The 11,034-nt window shown below is 45.5% G+C and carries 3 protein-coding genes; 2 read left to right on the top strand and 1 reads right to left on the bottom strand.

The window, feature by feature from the left end:
- Positions 1-2 precede the first annotated feature (2 nt).
- Both ACCM36_RS05225 and ACCM36_RS05220 read left to right on the top strand, forming a co-directional pair.
- Positions 3-5,117 carry a cobaltochelatase subunit CobN gene (locus tag ACCM36_RS05225; RefSeq protein WP_370572694.1) on the top strand — a complete coding sequence of 1,705 codons (5,115 nt, stop codon included), beginning with the start codon at positions 3-5 and terminating at the stop codon, positions 5,115-5,117.
- 213 nt (positions 5,118-5,330) lie between these two features.
- Positions 5,331-10,679 carry a cobaltochelatase subunit CobN gene (locus ACCM36_RS05220; protein WP_370572693.1) on the top strand — a complete coding sequence of 1,783 codons (5,349 nt, stop codon included), beginning with the start codon at positions 5,331-5,333 and terminating at the stop codon, positions 10,677-10,679.
- Positions 10,680-10,860: 181 nt separating this feature from the next.
- Here ACCM36_RS05220 and ACCM36_RS05215 read toward each other — a convergent pair whose 3' ends face one another.
- A complete protein-coding gene (locus ACCM36_RS05215; RefSeq protein WP_370572695.1) occupies positions 10,861-11,034 on the bottom strand; it encodes a PfkB family carbohydrate kinase in 174 nt (57 codons plus the stop codon).

The following is an 11,034-nucleotide window of genomic DNA, read 5'->3' as shown; positions in this document are numbered from 1 at the left end:
TATTGTTGTTAGCATCGCTCACAACAGTGGTATCGGCAGCGGGGGAGACAATAAATGTAACTTGCATCGCATACACGCCAAGCGATGCGTTACAATCTGCAAGTCAGACAAATGTATACAGTGAATTTATACAGTATACTTATATTCCAGCCTATAATGCTTCATATTACGCGAGTGATGAATTGCTCTCTGCGGTTGAAAGCGGATTTTTGGCAACGCAGGATGTCATATTCTGTGATATGGTTGGCAGCAAGGTGTACAACTCCGATAACGGAGCAGTAAATTCTACCTTGCAAGCAGCACACAACAATGGTGTATCATTGCTGAGCATACGTACAAGCAGTGCACCTTCATATTTTGATTATGTTTCGGACGGCAAGGGCAACGATACTATATGCACCTACTACAACAGCATGGGTACGACAGGGGAAGGGCTCACAAATGCAGAGAACCTGCTCATATATCTTGCAACAGAATATAGTAATCTCTCTGAGATCATAGACAGTGGGAATACCTCAACAGAAGATGGGTCAAATGATAATGGTACGACCGGTGGTATCTCAGTTGGAAGCGGAGATGTGAAGTTCCTTTTTGTTCTGGGCACAGATGTTAACACTGCTTCCCTTAATAGTGCAGCAGCTGCATCAGATGTCTCTTCTGAATTAAGCACAACGGTTATTGCAAAGAGTGAAACGGTACCGCAGGATTTTGATTTCACCAGTTATTCAGTTATATTCATTGAATCACAGCCGGAAACAACTGTAACTAACTGGGCTACCAGCATAAATGCTGCAAAAGCTAATGGCGCAATGGTCATAAGTTACAATCTTTCCGAGAACATTACTCTGTCAAATGTGGACCTTTATTCTGCCAATTACACTGATATCGAAAGATATTGGGTGCAGGGCGGAGAGGCCAACATGGGCAACATGCTGAAGTTCATGGGCCAGAAATTCTCCAGTGCCTTTGCAGGAGAAACTATTGCCGAGCCAGTGATCGTGAAAGAGAAAGTGAATGTTACTTACATCATCAATTCAGATACCAGTGTATATTATATGGACCAGGTGCTTGCTGAAAGAGCAGTGATCACCGACCGTTTCAATGTCAATGTGATGACAGGTGCAGAGGCCATAAACAGTTCCATTGATATTAGTAACGAAGATGTTATCATGCTATACATGGTGGGAGCCAACGAACTTCCCGAGATAAAGGATGAGCTTCTTGCTGCAAAGAATAACGGTGCACAGATCGGAATGTTCGGTATGCTGTCAGACGTATATGGCATAGCAACGATCGACATGGGTAATTCGCCATACGATGCAATGACAGATTATCTGTATAACGACGGATACGGCAATATGGAGAACTGGGTCCGATGCATCGGAGCTACCCTTGAGAATGTCTATATTGAATACTCTGCCGCAGATGAGCCCTCTATTCCGGATGATGGGATATATCACCCCGATGCCTTCCCAAGAACCTTTGCCAACAGCACCGAATATTTGCAGTGGTATGCAGACCACGGTTACAATGCATCAGCTCCCACAATTGGAATAATCGGTAACAAACTGGGTAAAACATCTATAGAATACAATACAGAGGATGCCATTATCAGAAAGATCGAGTCAAGAGGATGCAATGTGATCTACACAACATACGCCGTATGTACGGATGATGTGGATTACTTCACCATGAACGGGGAAGTGCTTGTTGACTCCATTATTTCACTGAAAGGTTTCTATCTTAACTATGACGATCATGAAAAGGGAATAGAATATCTGCAAAAGTACAATGTGCCTGTAATTAAAGGCATACAGGATTACTATCAGACACCTGACGAATACAATGAAAGTGTACTGGGATTGAGTACTGCTTCTATTCCCTATCAGGTCACGCAACCTGAAATAGACGGCCTTACCGATTACATCTGGGTAGCCGGGAGAGTGCAGGACGAAGCAACAGAGCAGTATTACTATGAGCCCTTAGAATGTCAGGTCGAATGGATATCTGACAGGGCCATTGCATGGGCAGAACTTGGTAGAGAAGCAAACGCTGACAAGAAGATCACCATCCTTTACTACAATCACGAGGGTGGCAAGAACAACATTGGTGCCAGTTACCTGGACATAGGTTCAAGCTTTACTCTGCTTCTGGAAGATATGCGGACTGCAGGATATAATATTGGGAACGGCACAATTCCAAATGGCAGCGAGTTCATTGACCTGTTCATTGAAAGCAGGAATGTGGGTACATGGGCACCCGGCGAACTTGAGAAAGTTGTGCAGTCAGGTTATGTGACCCTTCTTCCGGTGGACGAGTATCTTGAATGGTACGAAACATTGCCACAGAGCGTGCGTACTGAAGTAGAGGATACATGGGGCAAAGCACCAGGCGAGGTCATGACCTATGAAAATAGGAGCGGAAAGTACTTTGTAATACCGACCATCCAGCTTGGAAATGTCAATTTCATACCCCAGCCAACCAGGGCAGGACTTTCAGATGAGTCCCTTATATATCATAATTCCTCAATACCGCCCACACACCAGTATCTTGCGACATATTTCTGGATCAACAACATCTACGATGCAGATGCTATGATACACTTTGGTACCCATGGTACACAGGAATGGTTACCAGGAAATGAGGTAGGACTCTGGAGATACGATTATCCGTCTATCATGGTGGCTGAAACTCCTGTCGTCTACCCATATATCATGGATAACGTGGGTGAAGGCACACAGGCCAAGCGCCGTGGTAATGCTGTTATAATAGACCATCTTACCCCACCGATAATAGAAGCTGGCCTTTATGGGGATCTTGCCACAATGCACGAGAAGATCCATAACTATCAGGATGCAAAAAGTGACAATGAAACTGGAATGATGGCACTCTATCGTAACAGCACGATACAGCTTTACGGTAACCTAAGCCTTGGAGAGGATCTGGAAGTCTCAACTGGTGAACTGTATAATATGACAGATGACGACTTTGAGAACTTCCTGAATAGCGTGCTGGAGGATTATCTTGAAGATATGAAATCAGAGCTCATCCCGTACGGTCTTCATGTCTTTGGGGTGGCTCCTGAAGGTGAGAAGCTTGTATCTATGGTAAGGTCCATGCTGGGTGATGATTTCAGCGATCACATCTATAATGTGCTGGCTAAAGATAACGGAACCGAGGAAGACTGGGAAATAGAAGCAGATTCTGATGCCATGTTACTTTTGAATGCCACCCTGCTGAATGCAACTAACGTTTCAACTGCCCAGGTTGAGGTACTAGGTCTTACAAATGCCAATATCACGGCCGATCTTGAGCTGGCGCTGCAGTATGCAGATAATCTGGCCCAGACAACTCGTGAGATCGACCAGACATTAAGGGCACTTAACTCTGAATACATAGAACCTGGTACAGGCAATGATCCTATACGCAATCCGGATGCATTACCCACAGGTAAGAACTTCTACAGCTTTGACCAGAGGACCATTCCTGACGAAGAGACCGAGGCTATGGGAGCTGCCATCATAGACAATTGGCTTGAAACCTATTATGCAGCTAATGGAACATATCCCAACAAGGTGGCTTTTGTCATGTGGTCTGTGGAAACAATGCGTCATGAAGGACTCATGGAAGCGCAGATCTATGCTCTTCTGGGTGTGGAACTGGAAAGGACCAGCGGAAGGATAACCGGATTTAAAGTGATCCCGCAGGAAGAGATGACACATCCGAGAATAGATGTGCTACTCACAACATCCGGACTTTACCGTGATACTTTCCCATACCAGATAGAACTCATGGATACGGCAGTCCGCATGGTTGCTGAACTTAATGAGACAAATGAGACCAACTATGTAAGATGGAATTCACTTGCCATAGAAGATGCAATGCTGGCAAGCGGATATAATGAAAGCGTTGCACATAATGTTTCTATGTCCAGGATATTCAGTGAGGCCACCGGTACATACGGTACGGGAGTATCCGAAGCAGTAGAAGCAAGCAATACCTGGGAGAATTCGTCAGAAGTTGCTGACCTGTACATATCCAGGATGTCCAATGTATACGGAAAGGATGTATGGGGTGTTAATTATGAGGATGTGTTCGAACTAAACCTGGGAGGAGTGGATGCAGCCATACACAGTGATACCTCGAACCTTTACGGTCTCATAGACAATGACGACTATTACTCCTACTTCGGAGCACTTGGACTTGCTGTGAAATCGATCACAGGTGAGTCTCCTTCAATGTATATCTCTGACCTGACAAGTGTGGACGACCCGGAGATTATCACACTCAGTGAAGCTTTCAGTGCTGAGCTGACTGCAAGGTACCTGAATCCGAACTGGATAACCGGTATGATGGAGTATGATTATGCGGGTGCCAGGGAAATGATGAAGACCGTGGAATATATGTGGGGATGGGAAGCCACCACTCCTGATCTGGTAACGGATTCGGACTGGAACAAGATGTATGAGACATATATACTGGATTCTCAAAACCTTGGACTGGATGAGTTTTTGAAGGAAAATGCATATCAGTATCAGTCTATCACAGCAAGGATGCTTGAAACCGTAAGGAAAGATTCATGGGACGCCTCAGATGAAGTGGTCCAGAACCTGGTGAAAGAATATGTTGAGTCCGTAGTGGATAATGGTGTTACCTGCTGCCATCATACCTGTGGCAATCCTTCATTGGATGAGTTCATACAGGGTGTAATGTCCGTTCCAGGTCTGGTGGATGAACAAACTGCTACAGAATACAAGAAGCTCATGGAGGAAGCAACCAGTGAGCCAGTGAAGGAAAGCACATCCAGTAGCAGTAGCAGCAGTGGTTCCAGTGGTCCGAAGCTGGAAATTACGAACCAGGCTACGACTTCTGCATCCAGTAACCAGACTATGGAATCCCACGTTGGAGCAGGTACAGACCTTAATCAGCCTGCGCCCGAAGCTCCGAAGTCCACTCCTGAGAACTATGTTGAAGGATATGAGATGACCACGGAAACTGTAACCCAACCGGAGAGTAGTAGTTCCACATTCTCCAGTTCTGACATAGTTGCTATTATGCTGGTAGTGGGAGCAGCAGGTGCAGTATTCCTGGGATTCATGAGAAAGAAGAAAATGTGACCTTTTAAGGCACTTTTCTATTTTGAGAAGTGCCTATTCCCCTTTTAGGCCGATGGCCTGGGAATTGGTTTGGCTATTTCTCTGCTCCTTCTATAAAGGGCGGGAATCTCCATACCATTTTTGTGGGGAATGTTGTCGAAATTCTCTGAAGCAACTTTTTGTTTATCAGTGTTGCTCGTAAGGTTGGATAATATATCTTCAAAAGTGGAACTAATGGTTGGGTTTGTAGGTCAAAGAGCGGAGCTGATTCCACTTTTTGATAGGGATGGTACTATGAAATGGAGAAAGTTATTCTTGATGATCAGTATACTGGCTATGTTATTCAGTATACAGGTAGCAACGGCAGATGAAAACAAGGTCAATGTCATGTATATTTCCTGGACACCGAGCGCTGCTCTGCAAACAGCAAGCCAGTCTATGGCATATGGTTCGGATGTGGTTTTCACTTATGTGCCTTCGTTCAATACTACCACTTGGGCCGGTCCCAGTGATGAACTGCTGTCAGTAGCAAGTTCAGGATTATTGCTGGAGCAGGATGTAGTCTTTACTGATATGTTATCAAGTGCGGTCTTTGATCCTATGAATTCATCGTTCAAGGCTGCAAAAGACAATGGTACTTCATTTGTGGATATAAGGTCTCTGGGAACACCTGAATACTTTGACTATGTATCCGATGGCTCATCAACAGAGCCAATAGATACCTATTATAATAATATGGGTACCGGAACTGGAACAGAGTTACAGAATGCAGAAGATCTTTTGACATATCTATGCAGGAACTATGGAAATAAACCTAAGATCACCGATGGGTGGGGAAGCAAAATACGCATTGTCTATATAGGCTGGCAGCCAAGTCCCGCTCTGGAAACTGCTGCAAGTGCTACAAGATTCAATAGCAGCATAGAATTCACATACATTCCTTCGTTCAATACTACCTCTTGGGCCGGTCCCAGTGACGAGCTACTCCAGGCAGCTTCAAGTGGCTTGCTGCTGCAACAGGATGTAATATTCACTGATATGCTTTCATCCGCTGTATTTGAACCTCTAAGTGAAACATTTAAAGCTGCTGATGATGCAGGCATCTCTCTTGTGGACATAAGGTCGATGGGTACTCCCACTTATTTTGACTACATCTCCGATGGTTCTTCCACTCAGTTGATAGATACATATTATAACAATATGGGCACTGCCACTGAAGAGGAAAAGCTCAATGCGGAGAACCTTTTGCTATACCTTGCAAAGGAATATGGTAATCATTCTGAGATCACTGAAAAATGGGCTAGCATAAAAATTCTGTATCTTTCTTATGCAGCAAGCCCGGCTCTGGAAAATGCCAGTTTGACCAATCCTTACAGCCAGAACATCGAATACACTTACATACCATCCTTCAATGTGACCACATGGGCTGATCCAAGTGGTGAACTGCTCGCAGCAGCTTCAAGTGGTTTACTTCAGGAGCAGGATGTGATCTTCTGTGATATGCTTTCCAGCAACATCTATGGTCCTCTCAACCAGAGCTTCTGGCAGGCACATGAGGCAGGTACTGTGTTCGTTGATGTGCATTCCATAGATACACCGGAATACTTTGACCATGTGTACACTGGTGATGAGAATGTCACATTGCTTAACTATTACAATAACATGGGTACGCAGACAGGTACCCAGTTAACGAACGCTGAGAATTTCCTTATATATCTTGCCAGGGAATACGGCGGCAACTCTGAACTTACTGCAGATTGGGAACTGCAGGGCTCTGATTCTTCTGCTGTACCACAGGTAGGACTTTATCACAAAGATCATTCAGGGAAATACTTTGAGACAACGCAGGAGTATCTGGAATGGTATTCTCTGAATGACGGTACACACCATGTGTACGACCCCACAAAACCCACCATAGGTATGTGGTTCCATCGTGATGACATCACTAATGGACAATTGGGAGTGGTGGATGCACTGATCTCAGACCTTGAAGGTAAGGACTGCAACGTTATCGTGGGATTCGATACATTTGATGACATAGTCAAATACTATTGTGATGACAACAATCAGTCACTTGTGCAGTGTGTCATATCTTTGAAGAGTTTCAGGCTGAATTATTATGACAATGAGAAGGGAGAACGTGAACTTAGGCAGCTCAATGTGCCTGTATTAAGGGGCATAGTTGTGGACGTACCACAGACACCTGATCCCGCAGATGCTAACAGAGGCATACCAAATGCTCAGGTAGTGAGGATGACCCTTGGTCCGAATCTTGACGGTATTTTTGAGTATGTTGTCATAGGAAAGAACGTATATGACTCTGATAACGGTACAAGTGAATCTATTCCTATAAACAGCCAGGTTGACTGGATAGGTAACAGGTCCATAAATTGGGCAAACCTCAAATCCATGGATAATTCCGAAAAGAAGGTTGCAGTAATCTATTACAACTATCCTTCAGGCAAGGATAATATCGGAGCCAGTTATCTTGATACAATTTCCAGCATGAGACTCATGCTTCAGGAAATGCAGGATGCAGGATTCAATGTTACTTCAGTGCCAGCAAACAACACAGAGTTACTTGAGAGGATCCAGGCTCAGGGTATAAATGCAGGTTGTTGGGCACCCGGTGTACTCAATGAAATGGTCGAGAACAAAACATCATGGGGATTGCAGTTAATATCCATGGAAACCTATCGCGAATGGTTTGAAACAGAGATCCCGCAGGATCTGCGAGACGAAGTCATTGAGGAATGGGGTGCCCCCTGGCAGGAAGATCTACCAGAGGACAAGAACTTGATGATATGGGAGAACGAGTCAGGTAAATATCTGGTAATTCCTACTGTTCAGTTTGGAAATGTATGGCTCATGCCCCAGCCTGCCCGTGGTTTCATGCAGAGCGATGATACTTTGTATCACAGTACCCTTGTTCCGCCACCACATCAGTACATAGCCTTCTATCTGTGGCTTAACAAGCAATGGGATGCAGATGCCATCATTCATCTGGGAACTCATGGTACACATGAATGGCTTCCGGGGCAAGCTTATGGTATGAACAGAACAGCAGAATGGTCCCCATTGCTATTGCAGGATCTGCCAAACATCTACCCATACATCGTTGCCAACGTTGGGGAAGGCCTTACAGCCGAATACAGAGGCAATGCCCTTATTATCGATCATATGACGCCGACCCTGGAACGTTCAGGCATGTATGGAGAACTATCCAACCTTTCACGTTACGTTCAGCAGTACTATGGACAAGAGATGTCCGCCCAGACGAAGAAAGGATATCAGATGATCATTGTCGATGAAATGGTAAAAGCAAATCTTACTACAGACCTGGAGCTGAATGCTTCGGAACTGTATGGATACAACGAAACGTTCTTTGATGTCTTCGTAAAGAACGTACTCCATGAATATCTGGAAGAGATCGCAAGTGAGAACATACCTTACGGCATGCACATCCTGGGAGAAGTACCGGCTTTTAACTCCACATCTCCCAACAGGGATGAACTTTCATGCATGGTTCGTTCCATGCTGAAGGGATCTTTCGAGGATAACGTCACAGCTGCTTATTATCCGTTGGATGATCATCCGCTGGGCATACCGTTCAATGATACAAAAGTAGACTGGTTAGTATGGGAAGTTGTGACCAATGGCACTTCCATATATGATGCTGAGGATTTGGTGTACGGCTATACCAATGGATCCGTTGCCAAAGATCTGGAAACTGGTCTGGAATATAAGCAGCGGCTCATAGACTCTGCCATCGAGATGGACAGGGTGATCGATGCTTTAAGTGCCGGTTTCATACCTGCAGGCCCGGGTACGGATCCTGTGATGAATCCCAATGCTGTGCCCACAGGCAGGAACTTTTACGGGGTGAACCCTGAGCTTTATCCCTCTGAAGCCACATGGAAAATAGGAGTAATGCTTGCTCAGGAACTGCTGGTGGACTACTACGAGGAACATGGTGAATATCCGACAAAGGTATCTTTCTCCAGGTTCGGTGTGGAATTCATTCGTGACCATGGTACGCTGGAAGCTGAAGCCATGTACCTGCTGGGTGTCAAGCCGGTCTGGGATAGCAATGGTTACGTGGTTGGTGTGGAACTCATACCTGAAGAAGAATTGCTACCCAACTATGATACTTCTTTGCCGGGAAGACCTCGTATCGACATAGTGTATGCAACCGCAGGTATGCGGGACGCATTCCCAAGCAAGATCAAAATGCTTGATGATGCAGTGAAACTTGCAAACACTGCTCCTTCGGTGAATTACCCTAACTATGTTAACACCAGTACACAAGCCATATACCAGGATCTTTATGAAAGCCTTCGGGGGTCCTTTGAGACCGATGAAGAAACTGCTGCCATGGCTGAAACCCTTTCCACCATGAGGTGCTTCGCGGTACAGGATGGAACTTATGATATTCTGGTCGGTGATGCCATAGATGCAAGCGGTACCTGGGAAAGCGAGGATGAGATCGCGACCCTGTATCTTGAGAAGATGGGTTTTGCCTATGGTACTGAGCTGTGGGGATACCAATGCCAGGAACTGCTGACATCCAATCTTAAAGAGGTGGAAGCATCGGTTCATTCGGATTCTTCCAATCTGTATGATACTCTGGACAATGATGATTTCTTCCAGTATTTCGGCGGGCTGAACCTTGCGACCAGGTATGTTAGGGATGACCACCAGACTCCGGAGATGTATGTTTCCGATACGAGAGATCCGGATAATGCCCAGATGACCGGAATGAAGGAATACCTGAGCAAGAACCTGCGTTCGAGGTACTTCAATCCCAAATGGATAGAGGGCATGCAGGGATCAGGATATGCCGGTGGCAGGATGATGGCAGAGTTCGTGGACAATCTGTGGGGATGGGAAGTTACAGACCCCGAACTTGTGGACGATTCCGTATGGGATAATGTCTATAAGACCTATGCCAATGAGGGTATGGAAGAATGGTTCAATGCGGAGAATGCTGGTGCATACCAGTCCATCACTGGCAGGATGCTGGAAGCGGTCCGTAAAGGGTACTGGGAGCCTTCTGCGGAAGTTGTACAAAGCCTGACACAGGAATATATGGAATCAGTAGCAGAGAATGGGGCCACATGTTGTCATCACACGTGCGGCAATCCTCTGCTCGATGATTTTGTGCAGGGTGTGGTATCTGTGCCAGGTGTTGTAAGTGAAGATGTAATCGAGAAATATAATGAACAGTTGTACAAGGCGACACTCCGGGACGACGACGCTGAGGCAGATGATACTTCTTCTGCTGAAAAGAGCAAGGGTGGAAGTCCCACAGGTTCTGCGCAGGTGAAACCTGCCGGTTCCAGCAATCAGACCATGGAAACGGATGGAGGGGTTGGGACCGACCTGGACAAAGTGCCTAAGGAATCCATGCAATCGATTCAGGATCCAAATTATGTAGAAGGTTATGAGATGACAACGGAAACCGTATCCCAGACGGAAAGCAGCAGTCCCACATTCTCGGGTTCGGATATAGTTGCCCTTATCCTGGTGGCAGGAGCAGTTGGTGCAGTCTTCATAGGATTTATGAGAAGGAGGAAAATGTGATTAAGGCATTTTCTTAATGCCTTTATGATAAAATTAAGAGTGGATACGAGATAAACCGAAAAGCAGAGCACTCATTGGATAGATACTGGTAATTCAGGAGTGTTCTGCTGTGATCGGTCACAATGAGCAGATCTTGCATTTTCGTCTTCCTATATCCAATTTTTAGTTAGTTTCTGAGCGGTCATATCATTTTTGCATAGAGACGCTCAGTATCTTCTTTTCGGCATAGCTCGGTCCCAGGGGTCATCACAGCAGCAGAACCGGCAGCTATCCCATATAGGGCAGCTTCACGCAGTTTTTTCCCTTTTGAAAGGCTTAGGACGATACCTGCCACCATGCTGTCGCCAGCTCCCAC

Source organism: Methanomethylovorans sp. (assembly GCF_041305605.1).
In the GTDB taxonomy this organism is placed as follows: Archaea; Halobacteriota; Methanosarcinia; order Methanosarcinales; family Methanosarcinaceae; genus Methanomethylovorans.
The sequence above is the reverse complement of the archived record's forward strand: the minus strand, read 5'-3'. Positions and strand labels throughout refer to the sequence as shown.